This window comes from Brevibacillus sp. BD137, from assembly GCF_041644655.1.
Taxonomy (GTDB): Bacteria; Bacillota; Bacilli; order Brevibacillales; family Brevibacillaceae; genus Brevibacillus; species Brevibacillus brevis_D.
Genome location: NZ_JAOTNO010000009.1, coordinates 70,450 through 95,845 on the forward strand (window position 1 = coordinate 70,450; position 25,396 = coordinate 95,845).

At 44.6% G+C, this 25,396-nt stretch carries 5 protein-coding genes; all 5 read left to right on the forward strand.

What is annotated here, in order from left to right; all coding sequences use genetic code 11:
- Positions 1-30 precede the first annotated feature (30 nt).
- The 5 genes from ODZ53_RS19315 (at position 31) to ODZ53_RS19335 (ending at position 25,390) form a co-directional block, all read left to right on the forward strand.
- Positions 31-195, forward strand: a complete 165-nt coding sequence (locus ODZ53_RS19315; protein WP_199926565.1) for a hypothetical protein — start codon at positions 31-33, stop codon at positions 193-195.
- Positions 196-976: 781 nt separating this feature from the next.
- Positions 977-8,098 carry an amino acid adenylation domain-containing protein gene (locus ODZ53_RS19320; RefSeq protein WP_372679241.1) on the forward strand — a complete coding sequence of 2,374 codons (7,122 nt, stop codon included), beginning with the start codon at positions 977-979 and terminating at the stop codon, positions 8,096-8,098.
- Positions 8,099-8,108: 10 nt separating this feature from the next.
- Entirely contained in the window at positions 8,109-14,480 is a 6,372-nt protein-coding gene (locus tag ODZ53_RS19325) for an amino acid adenylation domain-containing protein (RefSeq protein ID WP_372679243.1), read from the forward strand.
- Positions 14,481-14,560: 80 nt separating this feature from the next.
- Positions 14,561-16,603, forward strand: coding sequence for a condensation domain-containing protein (locus ODZ53_RS19330; protein WP_372679245.1), 2,043 nt, complete (start codon positions 14,561-14,563; stop codon positions 16,601-16,603).
- An 18-nt stretch (positions 16,604-16,621) separates the two neighbouring features.
- Positions 16,622-25,390: a non-ribosomal peptide synthetase gene (locus tag ODZ53_RS19335; protein WP_372679247.1), complete on the forward strand. Its 8,769-nt coding sequence runs from the start codon at positions 16,622-16,624 to the stop codon at positions 25,388-25,390.
- Positions 25,391-25,396: the final 6 nt, after the last annotated feature.

A 25,396-nucleotide genomic window follows, 5' to 3' on the forward strand; every position in this document is an offset into this window, starting at 1 on the left:
TCCATTCTGTTTAAAAGGTGAAGAAAAAATATGGAAAATGCACTCCTTGCTTTTGCAACTAGCATCTTGATTGGCGCCATTTTTTTTGGGATCTTATGGTGGGAAGGCTCGTGGTTTAGTCTTCGGTTTACGAAGTGGTACTTTGGTATTTTGTTGGCTGTGTCGTTGGGCGTAGGTGTGTATAACTTTTCCTAGAAATGTCTGAGACATTTTTCCTTTCTTGGCGTTAGGTAAGCTGTGAAACGAACCTAGCACAAGGGAGAAGAAATGTCTTATATTTTTTATGTGCAAAAATTTCCTAATGATAGTTTCCGGTTGAGCAAAGACGACTCAATACCATCTTATTTGACATAAAATTCAGACATGATATAATATCTCCAAAAGGCAAAAAATTACAATTCATACTTGATATGGGTAATTTTCTGCGATTCTTTCCTAACCAACTCCTTTGCATTTCAACAAGTTTCCCTCCTTTCATAGAGTCAGTAGCTAGTTTAGCAACTCTGATTCGAAAGAACCATTTCTCATGATCAAGTGCAGTGTCCTGCATTGGTTTGATTACACATAACAACATCCTCACTCTACACTCCATCTCCCATCATAGCAATCCAATCAACTAGTGTATAAAGCGCTAATCATTCAACTCCCACATGAAATCTATACTCCAATTCACCTAAAAAGAAGAGTCACCCCGCGGCGAGATTACAGTCGTGGGCTAGAATTGTCGATTCATCAAACTGTCATTCTTGGTATTCTTCCAATTGCATACTCCACAAGCGTGTCAGCACTGACAAAGACCGATTATCAGACGCTGGCCTGATTATTTCATATGCTGTGCGATGAAGCCACTCATTGATTCCTTTGCAGACATTGCTAAGAGGAGGGGAGGTGTCGTGTTGATTAATCAGAACAGGTGAGGATCTTCGCTCGTTTTGGAGATTCCCATCATTACCAAACGCGAAAAGGGAGGATGACCATGTCCACGGAAGAGCAAAAGAACCATTGGCTGTCAGAATTAGCTGGAGAAGCTCCATTGCTACAGCTTCCGCTAGATATCTCCAGGCATCACCATACTGGATATGCGGGCGAGACTCAAACGATTGATCTTTCAGATACGGTGAGCAAGCAAGCCATACAGGTGGGGATACAAGAAAAGGCCGATCTGTTTACTGTACTGTTAGCTGCCTATCATAGTTATCTTTACAGGTATACGGGTCAAAAGGATATTCGGGTTGGTGCGGTGAGAGACTCTGCGTTTTGGATAAATCGAGTCCTTGTTGATGGAGCTATGAATTTTAAACAGCTACTAACCGAGGGCAAGGATAAAGCAGAGAAGGGACAGATGTTCGCAAGTCTTTCAGCAGCCACGCCATTATTTCATACCTTATTGAGAGTCAGAAAAGCCGGAAATGTAGTCACGATAGACAAGCTTTCTATCGAGTACGACGAGTCAACTGTAGATTTGCGTGTGGATGTTGAAGAGGCAGACGTCTTGCGCATATCTTTCACCTACAATGCCAGGTTGTTTACACAAGAAACCATCCGAAGAATGCTGGAGAACTTTTGTAACTGGATGGAACAGGTTGTAACGAATAGGGAAACACCTGTCGATCAATTGCGATTGATCTCCAAAAGTCAGGAAAGAGAATTGCTAGACGAGTGGTGCAGGAGTGACGAGGCTTTTGAGCTTCCTGATACCATTTTAGCTGCCTTTGATTGCCAAGTTAATCGTCATCCAGATGCCATCGCACTCGTTTTCCGGCAAGAGGAAGTCACCTACAAGGAATTGGATATACGCTCGAATCAATTGGCCCATCATCTTAGAAAGATAGGTGTTACGAGTGAGACGCTCGTTGGCATATGTCTGGAGCGCTCCATTGAAATGATCGTGAGCATCTTGAGCGTGTTGAAAGCAGGAGGCGCTTACGTCCCGATGGACCCTGCTTATCCTGTTCAAAGACTGCGCTATATGATAGAAGATGCAGAATTGCCAATCGTCATCGTGGATGAGGCATCTGTTGCGAGAATACCTGACGGAATAAAAACTATTAATTTATCTGATGATTCTGAAATAGCCTCAAATGAAAGCATGGAAAAGCCTGAAAACCAAGTGAATGGTAACGATCTGGCCTATGTAATCTATACCTCGGGCTCGACTGGCAATCCGAAAGGGGTCATGATCGAACATCGCTCCATCATGAATTTTCTTCAAACACTGGAGAAGCGTAGTGAACTGACGAATACAGACAGAATCTTGCAGAAAACGTCTATTTCTTTTGATGCGTCTGTCTGGGAGCTCTATTGGTGGATGGTGAAAGGTGCGAGCTTGTACATCCTCCCTAACGGCGAAGAGAAAGACCCTGCCCTGCTGGTAAAAGCAGTGGAGAGATATAACATTACCCATCTTGAGTTTGTGCCATCCATGTTAAAAGTAGTCTTGGATTATATCGAGAATGTTCGTACGTCTTCTGCCCTATCCTCTCTGAAATATGTCACTGCCGGTGGGGAAGTGCTTCCACCTCAAGCTGCCCAGAAATTTACGCATCTACTGACTATTCCTCATGGGACAATCTTATATAACACCTATGGTCCAACGGAAACTACCGTCGAAGTTGCCAGCTACAAATGTATGCCTGAGGATCATCGCTCTTTGATCCCCATTGGAAAGCCAAACTGTCAGACACAATTGTACGTATTCAATGAGCATTTACAAATCCAACCCGTCGGAGTGGCTGGCGAGCTCTATATTGGTGGAGCAGGTGTAGCAAGAGGGTATGTAAACCGTCCTGAATTAACCGAAGAGCGTTTCATTGCCAATCCTTATCGTCCAGAGGCAGATTCGCGATTGTATCGAACGGGAGATTTGGCTCGGTATGCAGCCGACGGTAATCTGGAGTATCTTGGTCGCAATGACAATCAGGTCAAGGTGAGAGGATACCGGATTGAGCTTGAGGAAATTCAAACGATTTTAAGCACTCATCCATCTATTGAGCAAACCATTATAGTGGCCCAAAAGGATTCCTATGAAAATAACAAGCTTATCGCCTATGTGATAGGGTCTGGAAGCATAACGGAATGGCGTGATTATTTGAAGGCTCTGCTTCCGGAGTATATGGTTCCAGCGTATTTTGTGAAAATGGATGTTTTCCCGCTTATGCCCAGCGGAAAAATTGATATAAAGTCACTGCCAGAGGTAGGAAATAGCCGACCGCATATTTCAGCAGAATATAAAAAACCGGAAACAGAACTGGAAATGCAGCTCTTGGACATTTGGAAAGATTTGTTTGGATATGAGGAGATTGGTGTAGAGGATAATTTCTTTGAATTAGGCGGACATTCGCTGTTAGGGACGCAGGTTGTAGCAAGAATCCGCGCAGTCTTCAAAAAAGAACTCCCGTTGTCTACCCTGTTTCAATATCCGACAATCCGAAGCATCGTGCCAGTCATCAATGCCGCAGAGGATACATACTCGATGGATGCGTTTCCTGCCATAAGCAGGGCATCACGAGACAGAGATTTGCTGCTTTCTTATTCGCAGGAGAGAGTGTGGTTTTTAGAACAGTTAAGCTCCAATAATTTGGCTTATATCTTTCAGGCAACCATGAAAGTGCGAGGGATGCTAGATATCCCTATTTTGAATCAATGCTTTACCGAGATTGTACGTAGACATGAAATATTTCGAACCGTTTTTCTTGAGAAAAATGGGCGGCCGTATCAGGTCATTTATGAACCATTCGATGTGAAATTGCCCGTTATTGATGTTTCTCATGTACTTGAGAGTGATCGTGCACGTGAAGTGCAGAGATTGATTCGAGCAGAGATCAAGAAGCCGATCGATATTTCGCAGCTGCCATTGGCTAGATGGCTGGTTTACAAGATCTCTGATAGGGAATCGGTCATTCTGTTTGTAGAGCATCATTTGATTCATGATGGATGGTCGTTCCGAAAATTCCTGAAAGAACTTTTTACGCTGTACAGTGCGTATCTGGAGAATAAACCATCTCCACTCGCGGAATTGCAGATTCAATTCGCAGATTATTGCGTGTGGCAAAACGAGATGTTTAAACGAGGCAAGGAGAATAAGCAGTTAACATACTGGAAGAATCTGTTGAACGGAGCCAACGGGATTCTGGAACTGCCAACCGACAGACCACGCCCGGTCAATCAAACATTTAACGGGAACATGTTCACCCATTTAATACCGGAAGAGTTGTATCTTCAATTGCGTGATTACTGCATGAAAACAAATACGACCTTATTCATGGTCATGATGGCTGCCTTTCAGACATTGCTGCATCGGTATTCGAATCAGGAAGATATTATCGTAGGTTCGGGTATCGCGAATCGGCGCTGGAAAGACACCGAAGACTTGATCGGGATGTTTGTAAACAATATTGTGATTCGGACGCAGTTTACCGATCAGATGACGTTTCAGGATGTTTTGCAAGCAGTCAAAATGTCAGCATTGGAAGCTTATGAGAATCAAGAAATTCCATTCGATCACGTAGTCGATGCGTTAAAACTGAAGCGCGATCAAAGCCGGAACCCTGTATTCCAGGTCATGTTTAGCTTCCAAGACACGAAAGTTACCCATTTACCTGTATCCGATTTGAATATTCAACTCACCGAAGGCATTAGCAACGGATCGGCAAAATTTGATATTAACGTGGTAGTGACGAACCACTCCGAGCTCTCCGATTCTCTATTAACGAAGGAGGAATACGGGAGTATCAGCTTGGATTGGGAATACAATACGGATTTGTATGACGAATCTACTATGCGCCGCATGATTGAGCACTATATAGAATTGCTGAAAAGTGTTCTTACCCACAGTGACCAGACGCTCCATTCTATGCCAATGTTGACCGTCTTTGAGCAGAATCAAATACTTCAGAAGTGGAATGACACTTCTGTTGCGTTTGCGGATCAGAAAACCATTCATCAAATTTTCGAGGAGCAAGCTGAACGGACACCAGAGCAAATCGCGGTCATATTTGAAAACGAGCAGTGGACTTATCGGCAGATCAACCATCGTGCCAACTTCCTGGCAAGAAAATTGCGAAACTTCGGAGTGAAACCGGATACATTAGTCGGGTTAATGATAGAACGTTCACCTGACATGATGATTGGTATCCTTGGCATTTTAAAAGCTGGTGGCGCTTATATGCCGATGGACACGATGGCACCGAAAGAAAGACTGTCCTATATTCTTCAGGATAGTGATACGAAAGTAGTCGTCATGCAAGAGAAGTTCAGGACAGCGATCGATTTCAATGGTCCGGTTCTGTACTTTGGTGAGAATATGCCTGAGCAAGAAGGAGAATGCGACAATCTTGAACCAGTTGCTCACTCGACAAATTTGGCTTACGTCATCTACACCTCAGGCTCGACGGGAGCACCAAAAGGCGTCATGATTGAACATCGCTCTGTCGTCAATCGCATGAACTGGATGGTTCATCGCTATCCTATGGGCGAACACGACACGATCATGCAAAAAACGCCCTATTGCTTTGATGTTTCGGTAACCGAATTAGTCTTATGGTTTTTCACCGGCAGCAAGCTATGTTTTCTCGCTCCTTATGCTGAAAAAGACCCGGAGCTGATTGTAAAAACGGTCGCCAAACACCAGATTACGTATATTCACTTTGTTCCATCAATGCTCAGCATCTTTTTAGACCATCTGGAAAGCAACGATTGTGCGGAAGAAATCAAAAGCTTACAGCGCGTGTACACGACTGGGGAGGCTTTGACTACGGAACAGGTTCAACGTTTTCATCGATTGATTCAGCAGCGGAATCAAACGACTCTCCACAATCTGTATGGTCCGACGGAAACGACCATTGAAGTGACCTACTATGATTGTCACGCGGACAGTACGGTCATTCCCATTGGGAAACCGATTGATAATACGCAGGCTTATATCATCAACAAAGAATGTCACTTGCAGCCCGTTGGCGTCATGGGAGAGTTGGTGATTGGGGGCGTAGGGCTTGCTCGAGGGTATGTAGGAAAGCCCGAGCTGACAGCAGAGCGTTTTATCCCGAATCCATATGGTCGTTTATCGGCAGAAAAAATGTACAGGACAGGAGATTATGCGCGGTGGATGCCAGACGGCAATATTGAGTATATTGGCCGATCGGACAACCAAGTGAAGATTCGCGGGTATCGAATTGAATTGGGAGAGATTGAAGCGCTCATGAGGAAGCAGCCAGGCGCAGGGGAAGTCGCTGTGATAGCCCAAGAATTTGAGCCGGGAGATAAACGGTTAATCGCCTATTACAGTGGTACCACATCGGTCGAAGAGTATAAGCTCCTTCTGCAGAAACAGCTGCCACCCTACATGATTCCTTCGTATTTTGTACAGGTGGAGAAAATGCCGCTCACATCAAGTGGCAAATTGGATCGCAAAGCCTTGCCGCTACCTGACAGCCATACGGTAAGCCATCACTATTCAGCCCCTCGCAACACAACAGAGGAATTACTAGCACTTATATGGAGCGACATTTTGCACATCGACCAAATTGGCGTATCTGATTCGTTCTTTGATTTGGGAGGTCATTCTCTATTAGCGACGCAGGTCGCCTCGCGCATACGAGAAGTGTTCGGTCAGCATCTCCCTCTGCGAGATATTTTCGAATGCCCGACCATCGAGAGCCTGGCCAAGCGGATATCCGAATTGCGTCTAGGCGGAAAAGCGGCTCAATTGCCCGCATTGCACCAAGTGGATAGGACGAAACCGATTCCGCTATCCTTTGGGCAGCAGCGGCTATGGTTTTTTGACCAACTGGAGCCTGAGAGCAACGTCTACAACATTCCGTATGTCTGGCGTTTAAGCGGTGCTTGGGACGTTAGCGGATTGGAAAAAGGCTTTAACCGATTGATTGAACGTCATGAAATGCTTCGTACGGTATTCGCAAAACAAAATGATACCGCTGTACAGCTCGTCAAGCCTTATCAACCGATATCGTTGCCTGTCATTGATCTCAGCCATCTCTCTATGGAAGAAGAGGAAAGGCACGTCACTCATCATATTCAACGGAATGCTGAGCGCGTATTTGACTTGAGTCAAGGGCCGCTGATTGAAGCGGAGCTGATTAAAAAGAATGAGTCTGAGTATGTTCTATTGTGTACCGTTCATCACATTGTTTTCGATGGTTGGTCAGAGGATATTTTGCTGGACGAGTGGATGGCTTTCTATGAAGAAGCAGTCAGTGGCACGCCAGCCGATCTACCGCCATTGGCTATTCAATACGGAGATTATGCAGTATGGCTGAGGGATTGGTTAACGGATGAGACAGTAAACGAGCAGCTGGTGTATTGGAAAAATGAGCTGGCGGGTGACCTTCCCGTGTTGCAGTTGCCATTCGATCATCCACGGCCAGTCATTCAAAGCTATAGAGGGGATATGCAGCATATACAAGTGGAGCCTGCCTTATTAGCGAAAGTAAAAGCATTCAGCAGACAGGAAGGGACAACTCTGTTCATGACCTTACTGGCAGCTTACCAAGGCTTCCTCTCCCGATATACCGGACAAACAGACATTTTGGTCGGCAGTCCGGTCGCCAATCGCAATCGCAAAGAAATGGAAGGATTGATCGGGTTCTTTGTAAACACGCTTGTTTACCGGGTGAATGTAGAAGAAGGGCCGAGCTTCAGGCAATTGGTCGCCCAAGTCAAGGAAAAAGCATTGCGTGGACAAGAGAATCAGGACGTACCGTTCGAAAAAATAGTAGAAGCCCTTCAACCAGAACGAAATACAAGCTACTCTCCTGTTTTCCAAACGATTTTTACAATGAATACTCATCTGCGAAATGTAAAGGAATGGCCGAATCGAAAAGTTGAGCCTGTGACGCTTGCCATCAAAGTTGCCAAATTTGACTTGTCTATTTCAATCGAAGTGATGAATGAGCACTCTGTGTTGTTTTCGTTTGGATACAATGCGGATTTGTTTGAGTATGCCACCATACAACGAATGATCGGGCATTTTGTGAATTGGCTAGAACAAGTGACGACATATCCTGAGGAGAGCATAGAAAACTTGCGGCTCATTACCGAGGATGAAGAAAAACAATTGCTAGAACTATGGAGGAGCAATTAGGAGGGGCTGTATGAACAATTCCATCACTGCATTCTTTGAGGAGCAGGTTGAACTTCATCCTGACAACATCGCTTTGCTATGGAAGGATGCCTCACTCACTTATCAAGAGCTGAATAGCAGGGCCAACAAGCTGGCAAATTATTTGAAAAAGTGTGGGGTAGGGACGGAAAGCAAAGTCGGCTTGTATATGGATCGTTCGTTCGAAATGATCATCAGTATGGTAGCGATTTTAAAGGCTGGCGGGGCTTATGTCCCGCTTGATCCTGCCTACCCTGAGCAGCGAATCCATTATATGCTGCAAGACGCAGGCATTACGATAGTACTCGCACAAGAAAGCTTGGTATCGCGGCTGCCAGAAGGCTTGAAGGTCGTATGCCCTGAGCGTGATCAACTAGCGATTAGCATGGAATCAGAGGCGAATTTGGAGCAGCATGCAGCTCCAGAAAGCCTTGCGTATTTGATGTATACTTCCGGCTCGACAGGAAATCCGAAAGGGGTACTCATTCCTCATCGCGGCGTGATCCGGCTCGTTAAACATGTATCTTATGTATCGCTTACGGCAGAAGAAACCATGCTGCATATGGCGTCGATTTCATTTGATGCATCCACCTTCGAGGTATGGGGCAGCTTGCTAAATGGAGCGAAGCTCGTTGTTTTTCCATACAAGGAGCTTGATCTTGGCGAGATGGGGCAGGTATTGCGTGATTATCGAGTCAGTACATTATTGTTAACAGCAGGAGTCTTTCATCAACTGATTGATTTCCATCTCGAGGATGTAAAAGGGTTACGTCAATTGCTGGTGGGTGGGGATATTATGTCCCCCAAGCACGCTCAAAAGGTAGTAGACAACTTGTCTGATACGTTATTGATCAATTGCTATGGTCCTACGGAAACCACGACATTTGCCACCTTTTATCCAGTAACAGATAGAAGCGCCATCCAACACTCCGTTTCGATCGGTCGCCCTATCAATGACACAGAAGTGTATATCTTAAACGACAAGCAAAAGCTTGTGCCTGTTGGTCTTGTAGGGGAAATGTACGTGGGGGGCAAGGGACTGGCTCTGGGATATTGGAATCGACCCGAGATTAATCAAGAGAAATTTATTAAACATCCCTTTGATCCAGACCCGGAAGCTATCTTATACAAGACGGGTGACATAGTGAAATATGTGCCTGATCGAGGACTTGAATTTATCGGACGAAAAGACAACCAAGTAAAAATAAGAGGGTACCGTATCGAACTGGGCGAGATTGAGACCGTATTGAATCAGCCGGAAGACGTCAGGGAAGCCATCGTCATTGCACAGGAGTATGGAGCTGACGATAAAAGGCTCATCGCCTATATTGCTGGAGATGGAGAAGTCGAACAGTGGAAAAAGTATGCAAGTACGCAATTGCCTCCTTTCATGGTTCCGTCCTATTTTGTGAAAATGGAAGCATTTCCACTTACCACGCAAGGAAAAGTGGACCGAAAGGCGTTGCCAATGCCAGAAACCGTCATGATGGAGGAGGAATTTTTCGCACCACGTACCGCGACAGAAAGTCGGATAGTGTCCATTTGGAGTGAGACTTTAAAAGTGGAACGAATTAGTATCCACTCCTCCTTTTTTGATTTAGGCGGTCACTCTCTGCTTGCGACACAGCTCATATCCCGCCTGGAGGACGCTTTCCAGCTGTCTATACCGTTGCGAATCTTGTTTGAATGTCCGACGATCGCGAGTTTACATACAAGAATAATGGAGCTCAGTCAGAATGGAAAAAGAGAGCGGATACCAACGATTACGAAAGCGCCGCATACAGAAAAGTTCCCATTATCTCATGCACAGCAGCGTTTATGGTTTTTGCATCAATTGGAACCGGATAGTACAGCTTACAACGTTCCTCATATTTGGCGTTTGACTGGACTGTGGAAAGCAAGTTCGCTGGAAAAAGGATGGAATGCGCTGCTTTCGCGCCATGAAATATTGCGTACGGTTTTTCCAAATGAAAATGGTCAGCCTTTCCAGGCTGTCCAACCATATCAGTTTACACCTTTGCCTGTCATCGATCTGAGAGAACGAACCAAGGCCTCGCAAGAAGAGCAACTCAACGACTTTATTGAGCAGGAAGCAAGCATCAGGTTTGATTTGCATCGAGGCCCCTTGATTCAGGCAAAATGGATTGCATTAGGGGAAGAAGAGTCCGTTCTGCTGTGTACCATGCACCATATCATTACGGACGGATGGTCTGAGGAAATTTTATTGAAAGAATGGCTGACCTTCTATGAGGAGGCACAGGGTGGGAGTCGTGCGGAGTTTGCTGCCCTACCGATTCAATATGCCGATTTCTCTGTGTGGCAGCGTGAATGGCTGACGGACGATGCGATAGATCTACAGCTAGATTATTGGAAAGCGGAACTGTCTGGAGAGCTTCCCGTCTTGCAATTGCCGATTGATCGGCCTAGACCTGGGATTCAAGGTTATGCAGGAAGTATGCATAAAACCGTGCTGCCATCGACGTTGCTTGAGAAATTGAAAACCGTAAGCCGGCAAGAGAATGCGACTTTATTTATGACCCTGTTGGCAGCTTATCAAAGCTTTTTGTCCAGATATACCGGACAGTCGGATATTTTGGTGGGGAGCCCTGTAGCGAATCGAAATGTAAAAGAAATAGAGGGATTAATTGGATTCTTCGTGAACACGCTCGTATATCGGGCAAGTTTTCAAGACGGTCCTACCTTCAGACAACTGCTTGCTCGCGTAAAAGAAAAAGCCCTTCTGGCACAGGAAAACCAAGAAGTCCCATTTGAAAAAATCGTAGAGACGCTTCAGCTTGAACGCAATACAAGCTACTCCCCGGTTTTTCAGACCATGTTCACGTGGGCTGAATTGTCATCGAATGTTTACCAATCGTCTGCCGGAGCGTTGGAAATCATGCCCGTTCGTCATAACGTTTCAAAATTTGATATCGAGTTGTCCATGGGTGAGTCTGAAGCTGGTCTGATCATGAACATGATCTATAACACGGATTTATTTGACCGAGCAACCATAGGAAGAATGGCTGTTCATTTCGAAAATTGGCTGCAAGAACTGGTGAATGCACCGGACGCTCCGATTGCATCGCTCGAATTGTTACCCAAGGATGAGCGTCACAAAATCGTAGGGGATTGGAATCGGACAGAAGCAACCGTTCCGGAGAATACATGCTTGCATGATTTGTTCATCGAACAGGCAAAAAAGACCCCGGATCGAATCGCTGCCGAAATGGGCAGTGAAACGATAACCTATCGGGAACTGGACAGGCGTTCTAACCAGCTGGCGCATTATTTGATTACGCTCGGGGTTCTATCCAATACACCTGTCGGGCTATGCATGAATCGCTCCCTTGAACTTGTCATATCGATTCTCGGCATCGTAAAGGCAGGCGGAGCATTTATTCCCTTAGATACCGAGCTGCCGGAAGCAAGGATGGCTCATTTGCTGGAAAGCTCAAAAACGAATATTTGCATAACAGAACAGGAATTCAGGCATCTGTTCGAGCAAGCGACGCATGTTCAATGTATAGAGCTAGAGGTAGACAAGGAAAAGATAGCAAGCATGCCTGAGGGATTGCCGGAGCAAACCGTAAAACCGACGGATTTGGTTTCGATTTATTACACATCAGGATCGACGGGCATTCCGAAAGGGGTGGAAAACCTCCATGTCGGATGGGTTAATCGAATGCTATGGATGCAGCGCCAACATGGCTTGGAGCAAGGGGAGTCCGTCCTGCAAAAAACAACACTAACATTCGATGATGCAGCTGTTGAGTTTTTCTGGCCATTGTCTGTAGGCGGTCGGGTCTCACTGATGGAGCCGTGGTTGCATCGAGATCCAGAGGCAATTATTCAGGCAGCTATTCAGTATCAAGTGGCATGCATTCAATTTGTGCCGAGCATGCTCAGCATGTTTGTCGATGCCCTTACACCTGATGATGCAGCAAAATTGGGGACATTAAAAAATGTTATCTCCAGTGGAGAAGCGCTATTACCGGAAACAGTAGGCAAGTTCTATCGGAAATTGAACGCCAAGCTCCATAATACTTGGGGGGCAACAGAGGTCTCAATTGACTCTACCATTTATACCTGCTCACCCGAGGACGCGTTTGGGAAGGACTGTGTCAGTGTAGGAAAGCCGATTGACAACAACAGAATATACATTCTGGACAAAAATTTGAACCCGGTTCCGATTGGTGTCATAGGCGACCTTTATATCGGTGGTCTGGGACTAGCAAGAGGTTATTTATACAATCCCGAAAAAACCAAGGAAGCTTTCATAGAGAATCCATTTGTAGCAGGGGAAAGAATGTATCGAACCGGAGACAAAGGATATTACTTGCCTTCCGGAAATATCAAATTTGTTGGCAGACAAGATAATCAGATCAAGATAAGAGGCATCAGGGTTGAACTAGGGGAGATTGAGTCGACATTAAGCAGATTTCCTTCCATTCGTGAAGTAGCCGTAATTTCCGTTCAAAACGACAGGGGTTCTACAGAGCTGGCTGCGTATATCGTGGGCGAAGGGGATATAAACGATTGGCGCACATTCCTGAAAGGGCAATTACCTGCTTATATGATTCCGACCTATTTCACAAAGCTGGACAGCATCCCGAAAACAACAAGCGGAAAAATTAATCGCAACGCACTGGAATTACCCGTGATGAAACCATCCGACTCCTCCATCGCTGCACCACGTACGATTCCTGAGGAGCTTATCCACTCCATCTGGTGCGATATCTTGCAGATGAATCAGATTAGTATCAAGGACTCCTTCTTTGATATAGGTGGGCATTCCTTATTGGCAACCCAAGTGATATCCCGTATGAGAGCGGTTCTGGAAATGGACATCCCCTTGCGAACCATATTTGAGTTTACGACGATCGAAGCTCTAGCAGCCCGGATAGCTGATATCAAGCAAGGCAGCGAGTCGAACACCCGTATTTATGAAGTTTCACGAGTAGAGGATCAGCCGGGTCAGTCATTATTTGAAGTATCCCACGGCCAAAGAAGACAATGGTTCCATGCAAAATTCAGTGACCAGGAAGCAGTGGGAGGGGTGTACCTCTTTGAAGTTGAGGGCCTTGTTGATAGTCAGGTTCTGTACAAATCTATGGGTCTCATGTTTGAACGGCACAGAATTATGCGTACGACGATCATAGAAAAGGAAGGGCAATTGTATCAAAAAGTGCATGATGACCTGAAGGCGGATAATGAGTATGTGGACTTGTCTTCCTTATCTGTTACGGAAGGCGAGCAACGTATCAAAATGGATTTGGAATCTGACTTGTACAAGCCATTTGATTTTTCCCGAGAGTCTTTCTTTCGGATGAGGTTATATCGAGTCACACCAACGAAGCACTTCTTCCTCTTGGGCACTCATCATATTGGATTTGATGGCTGGTCGTTAGATGTGTTTATGAATGATTTGGCGGACGTGTATCAACAAGAAAATAGCGGGGGGCATCGTCCGTTTTCCAAACCGCTGGATTATATTGATTACACCTTGTGGCAGCAGGCGCGGTTACAAAAGGGAGAATTGAATCGGCAGCGGGACTATTGGTTAAAACAACTGCAACAAAATGTCGCTGCACCGCTCATACCGCGAGATGCACATCCATTCACTCGCGACAACCAGATTTCAAATGTAACGTCGCTTCCCATTGAACCAACGACAATGCAGTCGCTATCAGAATTGACTCGAATGGCCGGCGGTACCGTGTATACGACCATGCTTACGGCGTTAAACATTTGGCTTTCGCTCATTACGGACCAAACGATCATTACTGTCGGATCTACTTTATCTGGCCGTACCCAGACGGACCTCGAAGGAATTATTGGTCCTCTTATCAATCCCGTCGCCATGCGCACAGATTTGTCCGGCAACCCAACCGTTTTGGAAATGTTGAAGAGAACGAGAGAAACGGCGTATGCGGCGTATGAGAATCAAGAGTATCCGTACAATTTGGTCGTAGAGGATCAACTAGCTGCGAAGGGCCTGAAGAAGAATTTGTATTCCGTTGTTTTTATTGGACAACAAGCCTCGAACAGTCTAATTGAATTAAACGGCATTATCTACAGGTATTGTCCGTTAAATCGTTTCCTGGATGAAACGATGGTCAAATCATATGAAGGAAGCCATTTTATAAAAGATGATCAATTGGATATGATGTTATTTTTGTCCACGAATCATGATCAGCTCACATTTACTGCACAGTATAATGCGGATGTATTTAGCAGGAATGCCATGGATACGTTTATGAGCCAAATCGAGTACATCCTATGCCAAATAACTGAAAATCCAATGCAGCGTTTATCTCAATTGAAATTGGCGGAAGAATACGATTTCAATGAACTGTTCAGCTAACGGCTTGATTGCTTGTTCGGGCATGCTGGTGAAAGCCGCATGCCCAACCATTACGCAGTAAAGTATCGGGGTGATCATGAATGGATCAGAGAACCTTTATCAAAACAATCGCTCTGTCTGAAACACAAAAAGATTACTTTATTCACTATTTGGTACACCCGACAAGTGCTTTTTATCATGAGCAGTTTCTTTTCAGATTCGAGCAGCGACTAGATGTAACGATGACGATACGTACGCTTACCGAGATCGTGAAGCGTCATGAAATCAATCGGTCCATTTTTGTGTTAGAAGACGAGCCCATCCAAAAAGTCTACAGCGAGCCTGTATTGGATTTTGAGCATGTGGCTTCTGAGGACTGGGACGATAAGACGATTCGAGCATATCTGAATCAGGAACTGAGCAAGTCGTTTCAGTTGGACGAGGGGCCGTTATTCAGTTGCAGATTGCTGGATTATAAAAAGATGGGCAGCATTCTAAGCTTTAAGTACCACCACATCTGCTCAGATGGGTGGAGTGTTTCGCTCATGCTCGATGAATTTACGATGATCTATCAACAGTTGATAGCAGATCAAGAGCTTGTGATACAACCGTCCACACATCATTATGCGGATTTTGTTGAGTGGGAACTGAATTATTTAGCCAGCCAAGAAGGAGAGGAAGCGAGAGCTTTTTGGAAAAAGAAGCTGGGCGGACCTCTTAAGAGGCTAGAGTTGCCGAAGGATAAAACTCGTCCCAGTACTCCGTCGTTTAAAGGCGGGATTTCTTTCTTTACGTGCAAACACGAGCTTCGCGATGAGATGATAGCTTACCGTAAAAATCATCACTATCAAACGGATGTTATTTATTTGTCTCTCTTCCTTGCTTTTCTTTCTCGTATTTCAGGCCAAGATGACATTACTATCGGTGTACCTAGATTTGGCAGGCCCCAAAAGGAGTTTTATTCCATCATGGGACCATGTCTTGTAATGCTACCACTCCGAATCAAAATCCCGAAGAATTGTTCATTTAAAGAGTTAGCCCGACTTGTTCAAGAAGAGTTGTCATTATGCTCCCAGTATCAAAACTACCCATTTTCTCTGATAGCAGGAGAGCTGGATTATGATCGCGATAAAAAATATTCGTCATTTTTTTCAACCGCTTTTGTCCATCAAAAAGCGATTAAGCAAGATGGGGCCTATTTTGTGGGCAATGCCCAAAATACGTTTCAAAGCAATGACTTAACAATCAGTTCTTATCCTATTCATAAAAATATATCCCAGTATGATTTATGTTTTGTGGTTGAAAAGGACAACCAACAGGACATATTGGCAGGATTTGAATACAATGCGGATATTTTGAATGAAGAAACGGTCGTCCAATGGATTGCCGATTTTGAAGCCACCAGTCTATTTCTTTTGAAAAATGATAGCGAAAATATCCTGATGCTAAAAAGCCAAGCGAAAAAAGACTACTGGACGAAGAACTTTGTCAATTTGCCATCCTTTAAAATATTGCCTGAGGATGGAAGCAGTCTTTCTAGCGATTCCACTGTGTTCGAACGGGAGAAGTTTGAAATAACAGGGTTGCTATTGACTCAAATATCCCGTCTGGCCCAATCTTGGGACAGCTCATCGTTTGAGATTTTCATGAGTACATTTTTGGTCCTTTTGCATGCTGAAAGCGAGAAGGAGGATATAGCCCTAGCATTTCGGGCGGATTGTGATCAGCTACAAGGAATTTCCTTCCTATTGCTACGAACGGATCTATCAGGAAATCCACTTTTTTCCGAGCTAGTTCTGCAAGTACAGCGCAAGGTAAAAGAAGCCTATCAATATAAAGACGGCTTGGAATCGTTGCTACATGGACAACCTGAGCCGCAAATTTTGTTTGAAATGAACGAGGAAGAACCACACTCCACGATTGATTTTCAATTCCGCATCCACGAGTCACAAGGTCAACTGCATGGAACCATTACCTATCATGCAAATGTATTCAAGGGGGAGACCGCACAAAGAATGTTATCCCAATATGAATACGTATTGCAAAGTGTGATAGCCCAGCCGCATCAACGAATCCGTGAACTAGTCAGTCATCTAAACAGCCAATTTCTTTCCAATGATGATTATGAGCAACTATTCCTTTAGTGAAAGAGGTGCACGGGCTTGCAACATTTAACAAAAGAAAATGTAGGGGAAGTAATTGAGCTTTCGAAGGTGCAGAAGCAATTCTTACGCCAAGACATGATAACAACGGTGCGCTATCTGATCAAACAGCCTATCGAAAGGGAAAGAGCTCAAGAAGCGTGGAATGAATTAGTCAGTGAGACGCCGCTAATGCGAACGGTTTTTCGTAAACTAAAAAATAAACATGTACAAGTGGTTTTAAAGCAATTCCCGATTTCTATTAACTGGCACGACCTGCGAGGATTATCTCCTGAACAACAGGAGCAAAGGTATCTTCTTGAGAGTGCGTCCCATCAGGAGCCTATTGCCTTTGAGGAAGGTCCATTGATCCGACTATCTGTAATGCAGATGGAGGAAAATCAAACGGTTATCATTTGGACCAATCATACATTGTGTATGGACGATGTCAGTCGCGGGCTTCTACTGGAGGAATGGCTAAAGAGAGCAAAGGGCAATTATTCATCTAATAATCATCGAACATCATTCAAAGACTATTTTATCTGGGAATCAAGTCAAGATGGCTCCAGAACGAAAAGCTATTGGATAGATAAAATCAATCACAATGATAACGAGTCAGTTTTTTATCCAGTACAGGGTCAGGGTTCACAAAAGGAAGCGAATCAGCAGACCAGCTGCCATGCTGTACTTTCCGAACCATTATCCCAAACAATCAAGAGCATGGCATTCAAACAAGGCTTCTCGATTGAAGCTGTCTTTCAGGCTGCTTGGCTGCTGTTATTAAATATGTATAGCGGGGATGAAAAGGTAGCGATTGGTGTTACCGTGTCTGGGAGACCTGAGTCACTGGAAGGGGCAGATACCATTATTGGGCCATTGGCTCACAGTTTGCCAGTCTTCATGACATTACATGCGAATCAAAACGTGTGTGATTTTGTAAAAACCGTTCAGATAAGCTGGGAAGAATTGCAGCAAAATCAGTTCATTACACAAGAGATGATTCGAAACTATGCTGGAGTCCCGGAAGATCATCCTTTAATCGGAACAACAGTGACGGTAGTGAGTGGTGTAGGAGATGATTATGAATCGGTCGTCCTTTATCGAGGTGGCCTTCCCTCGCTAGAAATAATGGTGAAGGTTGGCCAGTCCATACAAATTCAATTCATTCATCCCCATACTTCTGCCAAGCGCGATCTGGAAAGGCTACAGTCCCATTACATCCGTATACTTGAGCAGGTTTGCTCGGATTTCGAAATGAAAATCAGCGATCTGAATGCCATGACGGATGAAGAGCAAAACATGATGGCGAACGTGATGGGCAATTTTACGAAGTCACATCGAAACATGGATCAACTGGCTCAGCAAATAATAGAAGAACAGGTTAAGCGCAATCCTGATGCTGTCGCTGCTGTCTATATGAACCACTCTATTACCTACAGAGAATTGAATGAGACTTCCAATCGTTTGGCTCATTGGCTCCGCAGAGAAGGATTTGGTAGAAATGATCTGGCTGCCATTTTATTAGAGAGAAGCATCGATATGTTGGTTGGCATTCTGGCCGTTCTAAAAGCAGGGGGATGCTATGTTCCGCTAGATACCGCCCACCCTGATCAACGATTGGTTACGATTCTGGAAAATAGCAAGGCGAAAGTTATACTAACCGAGGCGAGTTATCAGTCACGCAGCATGACATTGGCATCGGAAGTAGCGCAAAAACCTATCGTGTTTTGCTTGAACGAGGGAAACGGCGTAAGTCCGGATAAGACTTCTTTACAAACAGCGGATACGAGTGATCCCGAGATCATTAATGCCTATGATGATTTGGCAAATGTCTTTTTTACTTCGGGCTCTACCGGTATACCAAAAGGAGCAATGATTGAGCACAGAGGAATGTTGAATCACCTTTTTGCAAAAATCGATGTGCTCGTCCTGAGCCAAGACAGCATTGTTGTACAGAATGCTTCCCATTGCTTCGATATATCGGTGTGGCAATTCCTGGCTCCCCTGATGGTAGGGGGAAAAGTGGTGATTTATGACAACGAGACAGCAACAGACCCGGAATTATTGTTTCATTCCATAAGCCGTGACAAGGTAACGGTGATTCAAATGGTTCCTGCAATGATTGAAGCCGTGCACAACACTGCGCTGGCTCACTCTCCGGAACAACAAGCCTTGCCACACTTGCAATATATGATCTCTACCGGTGAGGGACTACCGGTAACACTGTGTAAAAAGTGGCAGACCTTGTATCCTGAAGGCATTGTAGTGAACACATATGGAGCGACAGAATGCTCGGATGATACGATGCATGAAATCATTGATCGTTCTTATCAGCATGATGATTATCCGTATGTTGCGTTGGGCAATTCCATCGACCATATGAAGCACTATTTGCTGGACAAATGGATGCGTCCGGTTCCCACTGGTTGTGTGGGAGAAATCTACATTTCCGGGATGGGAGTAGGGCGGGGATACGTAAATGATCCCGAACGTACCGAGCACGCATTTTCAGAGAATCCCTTTTTGAAAGAGAAAAAAGAAAGACTTTATAAAACAGGCGATTTGGGACGTTATTTGCCTAGTGGGAGACTTGTATTCGTGACGCGTGCCGATTTCCAGGTGAAAGTACGCGGACATCGAATTGAGCTTGGCGAGATAGAAAGTGCCCTTTTACGTCATGAGAGCGTTAGACAATGTGTCGCGGTCGTAAGCAAAGATAGGAATGGAGACAATCGAATCGTCTCTTATGTTGTCCTGCATGAAAAACAGGATGAACAAGAGTTCCAGCAATATCTCAAAACGATTCTGCCGGAATATATGATTCCAGAGTGTATCATGATCCTTGATGCGATGCCTCTTAATCGAAACGGAAAAGTAGATAAAAAAGCATTGCCAACAGTGGATACGGTTCAAACCAAGAATGAAGCATATGTCGCACCTCGTAACGATTTGGAGCGAAGGCTAGCAGCGATCTGGAGTACAGTGCTCAGTATAGATGATATGGGGATCGCTGATGATTTTTTTCAACTTGGCGGACATTCCATGAAAACCATTCAAGTTCGCTTGCGAATGAAAAAAGAGTTGGGCATTGAAGTTACGATCAAGGATTTGTTCGAGCATCGAACGATTCGAGAGTTATCCTCCTTACTGGCTCACAGGGAAGAGTCAGCAAGTGGTCAGCTCCATACCAGTCAGGAGAGAACGACAATTCACAAAGCAGAGGAGAAGGATTACTACCCAGTTTCACATGCGCAGCGGAGATTATTTTTTATTCAGCAGCTGGAGCCTCAAAGTACGGCATATAATATGCCGACGATTTACCATATAACGGGACCCTTGAAGGAGCGTATTTTGCATAAGGCATTTTCGCTCTTGGTTCAAAGGCATGAGGTACTGCGAACGAAATTCCTGGTAAAAGACGGACATCCGGTGCAACAGGTGCTGCGGAATCATGATTTTACCTATTCATTTGTTGACGTTTCCAAGCTGTCAGAAGCATCGAAGCAAAAAGCCATTCAACTGATCATGCAACAAGAGTCGGAGACGTACTTTGACTTGGAGAGCGAAGCACTGTTTCGCGTGAAGTTATGTAAGGTGGCTGAAGAAAAATATACATTGTTGCTGAATATGCACCACATGATCAGTGATCAGTGGTCATGGGGGATCTTACTGAAGGATTTCAGTCAGATTTACGAATCCTTGCAGCAAGGGATCGATCCCGTATTACCTGCTCTGCACATTCAGTATAAAGATTATGCAGTCTGGCAAAATCATGCTATCAATCACGGAGAGCTGGCAGAATCAGAAGCGTACTGGTTGAAGACGTTCCAAAAAGAAATTCCTGTATTGGACTTGCCTACAGACTATCAGCGTCAGCCCGTCCAAACATTTTTCTCGGCAGTGGAATCTTATCATCTTCCAGAAAGTATCTTCGGTCGTATGCGGGAGATTGCTCAGCAGTATGATGCATCCATGTTTATGGTGACTTTATCCGTTGTCGGCATTTGGCTGTCCAAGCTGACCAATCAACAGGATATTATCATCGGTACTCCGGAAGCGGGAAGAAACAACATGGATATCGAAGAAGTCATCGGATTTTTTGTGAACACCCTTCCTTTAAGGCTTGAAGTGAATAGGAAGCACACTTTTGTTGAAGCGCTTCAGGCTTGCAGACAACTGGCGCTGGAGTCATACGCGCATAATGAATATCCATTCGATAAAATGGTGGAGAAAATTAACCCTGAGCGAGATGTGAGCCGAAACCCTATTTTTTCTTTTATGTTCCAATATATTGAAAAATTAGAGGAAGACGGAAAAATAAGTGACTTGGAAATGAAGGCAGTTGAATCCTATAATTCCATGACGAACTTTGACTTGTCGCTTGTATGCCTGGATCAAGAAGATGGGGCGAGTCTTAGCATTGAATATCGGACAGATTTATTTCAGCCAGAAACTGTTCAACGGATGCTTGGATATTTGCATAACATCATCGAACAAGTAGCGAATCAGCCAACTATTTTTCTCAAACAGATAGAGTTATTGTCCGTGGAAGAAAAACAGGCTACGGTAAGCAGATTTATAGACGTTCATTTTACCAACGGGGATGAAAACAAAACGATCATTGAACTGTTCGAAGAGCAAAGTGCGAGAACGCCAAATCACATTGCTGTCGTTTTTGAAGAGCAAGAGCTGTCCTATTCCGCACTGAATAATCGGGCGAATCAACTGGCGCGAACATTGGTAGCGGAGGGTGTCTGCGCCAATCAATTGGTTGGCATCATGGCTGAGAGATCGATTGAGATGATTGTCGGTGTATTGGCGATTTTAAAAGCAGGTGGAGCCTACATTCCGATTGATCCTGATTATCCGGAAGAACGGATTCGGTATATGCTAGAGCATTCGGGAGCAGAAGTTTTCCTACTGCATCAAGCATTAAGAGAGAAAGTCGATTTTGACAAAAAAATAATTATACTCGATGACCATGAATCCTATCATCATGAGCATACAAATTTGGGATTATCCATACAGTTCGACCAGCTAGCCTATGTCATTTATACATCAGGTACAACGGGAAAGCCGAAGGGAGTCATGATCGAGCACCAACAGCTTCAAGCGCTTGCACAGGCATGGAAGCAAGAATACAAGCTGGACGAATTCCCGGTCCGATGCTTGCAATGGGCGAGTTTTGCTTTTGATGTTTTTACTGGAGATTATATAAGGAGTCTGTTATACGGCGGAAAGCTGGTCATTTGCCCAGCGGACGCAAGAATTGATTTGGAACGGATTTATCAGCTAATGGAAAAGCACGAAATCAACCTGTTTGAATCCACACCGGTCCTTCTGATCCCTCTCATGAACGATATTTATGAGAAGGGCCTCAACATGGATTTTATGAAAATACTCATTCTTGGATCGGATCAATGTCCGCTACATGTATTTCACAACCTTGTAGACAGGTACGGCCACACCATGCGCATCATTAACAGCTATGGCGTGACGGAGGCAACCATTGATGCTTCCTATTACGAGAAAGAGACTCAGCAAGATTACAAGTTTTTACCGATCGGCAAGCCGTTGCCAGGAGTGAACATGTATATTTTGGATGCGAACGGCAATGTAGTGCCTGTGGGGATTCCTGGCGAACTGTATATCGGTGGACGGGGAGTAGGAAGGGGATATTTCAAGCAACCAGATTTGACGAATGAAAAATTTGTTCAGAGTCCGTTTTGTTCGGGTGAAAAATTGTATAAGACAGGAGATATGGCTCGATGGCTCCCCAGCGGAAACATCGAATTTTTAGGGCGATTCGATAATCAAGTCAAGATACGTGGCAATCGCATTGAATTGGAAGAAATCGAAGCGGAATTGTTAAAAACGAGCGATATTCAAGAAGCTGTCGTTATCCCAAAAGAGGATGAATCAGGTCAAAAGAGGCTGGTTGCTTTTTATGTGGCTGCGCAAGAGCTGGAAGCGAGCATGGTGAGAGAGGCGCTACGAAAAACGTTGCCGGCGTACATGGTACCTTCTTATTTTGTTCAGTTAGATGAAATACCAGTGACCCCAAATGGAAAGATTGATCGAAAAGCGTTAACAGAACTCAACATAACGCTGCGTAGTGATAGGGAATTCGTTGAACCCAAAACAGAGATCGAAAAGATATTGGTATCAGTATGGCAAGACGTTTTGCATGAGAAGCAGGTTGGGATTTTGGATAATTTCTTTGAGCTTGGCGGGGACTCTATTAAGTCCATACAAGTTGCTTCTCAATTGTCAGGCTTGGGATACAAGATGGAGATCAGAGATCTGTTTAAATCTCCAACCATTGCAGAACTGGGTACAAGACTGAAACCGATAAAACAAAAAGTTGATCAGCGGGATATCGAAGGTGCTGTACAGTTGACCCCGATTCAGCATTGGTTTTTTCAGGAGCACAATCAGCATCCCCATCACTATAACCAATCTTTTATGCTCTATCGAAAAGACCGGTTTGATGAGAGGCTGGTTCGCAAAGGATTTGAAAAGCTCCTGCAACACCATGATGCTCTACGCATGGTTTTTCGCGAAACGGAGACGGGCTATCAAGCCTTTAACCGAGGGGTCAGCGAAAGCGACGACAGGTACAGTCTGGAAGTGTGGGACTATCGAAATATAACCGATGCAAATATACAGCAAGTGATGGATGCACAATGCACCGCAATACAATCCCGTCTTCATATTTTTGACGGTCCACTTATTCGGTTAGGGCTATTCCAATGCGAGAATGGCGATCATCTGCTGATGGCAGTTCACCATTTACTCGTAGATGGGGTATCGTGGCGAATACTAATCGAGGATTTCAATCGAGCGTATCTACAGCTCCTTCAAGACAAGGAGATGACGTTGCCCCTTAAGAGCGATTCTTACCAATTGTGGGCACAAAAGCTGAACGAATATGCCCATAGCGATAGAATCGAGGTCGAGCGTGCTTATTGGAATCGTATCGAGGAGATGGAACTTCAATCGTTGCCAACCGATTACGTTGAACGGAAACCTCTTCGGAAGCAAACCAGGACAAAATCAATCGTGATGGATGAGCAACAGACCAGGGAATTGTTGAAACAGGCCAATCGCGCTTATCACACGGAAATTGATGAGTTGTTGTTGTCTGCAATCGGGGTGGCCTTTAAAAAATGGGCGAATATCGATCGATTCGCCATCAATATGGAAGGGCACGGCAGGGAATCGATTCTACCTGATGTGGAGATAAACCGCACAGTGGGATGGTTTACAAGTGAATATCCCGTGATTGTAAACGTTGGCAACGAACAGGATCTGTCTGCTATCATCCATAAAATGAAAAAGGATGTGCGCCAAATTCCTCACAAAGGGATTCACTACGGGATATTGAAATATTTGGCGGCAAATCCTCGAAAGAACAACATAAGGCCCGAGGTCAGCTTTAATTATTTGGGGCAGTTTGATCTGGATCGAAAAGAAGACGATGGCGACATTCATTTGTCGACATTTTCTGGTGGCGAATCTATGAGTCTGGATCAGTCCCGAGAATGCAAGATCGATATTGAGTGCGTTGTATTACAGGGGCGTTTTCATTTTATGGTAGCTTACAGTGAGAATCAGTATAAAAATGAAACCATAGACGAATTAACGGCATGCCTTCAGGAGAGCTTATGTGAAATCATTCAACATTGCTTGACGAAAATACACAACAGTACTGACCGCGGAATCCCCGGGGAATCGGTAGATTTCGAGGGAGTGGTAGACGGATTTTTTGATGCTTCTAGGATGAATGATATTCCTGGTGCCGTCGTAGTTGTCGTCCATGATGGTCAAGTGCAGCTAAAGAAAGCATATGGATATGCGAATCGAAACGAAAGAGTGCGGATGAGTGCGGATGAAACGGTAATGAAGGTAGGTTCGATATCCAAAATTGTCACAGTCGCTGCCATCATCCAACTCGTGGAGCAGGGACTTATTGGATGGAACGATGATATTCAGCCGTATCTAGATGATATGGAAATACCGAGAAAGGTTGAAGGACCACTGACGGTTGAGCATTTACTCAGCTACACAGCAGGATTTGACGAGCCGTTTACGGGAAATGACCAAAGCTACCATTACGGCGAGCGTGAGTCCGTAACCTTGCAGGAATACATTCAACGCTATATGCCAACAGTTATTTATCAACCTGGGGAACAATACTGCAATGAGAATTTCTCTTTTATGCTGGCAGGGTATTTAGTAGAAAGAGTGACTGGAGTTCCCTTCCATCGCTATGTCAGTGAGAAATTATTTAAGCCTCTCGAAATGAGAAGGAGCAGTTTTCTATTGCAGCCAGAGCTGGAGGCGAAGTTGGCAACAGGCTATGATCTGGAAAATGATCCGATTCAAAGGTACGATTTTAGCCCTGCGGACTCTCCTGATGGCAGTATGCTCTCAACTGGGGACGATATGGCAAAATGGATGCTGACGCTATTAAACAAAGGCGCTTATGGGACTGAAAGGGTACTAAATGAAGATTCGATTAGCAAAATGTTCGCCAGTAAAGCGGTGCCTCACCCACAAGGGGCTTATACAGGGTATGGCTTCACTGCGAAATTCCATCCTGATTATGTCCATGAAAATATTTTGGCGAAAGCAGGCGAGGTAATCGGGTATAACTCCTTCATGTGGTTGCTGCCAGAAAAGAATCTGGGAGTGTTTATTAGTACGAATAAAAGTCAATTTAACAAAATAGAATTTTTTGATTATTTTATGAAGAACTATCAACCTGCAGAAACGATATCCATTTAATTGGGG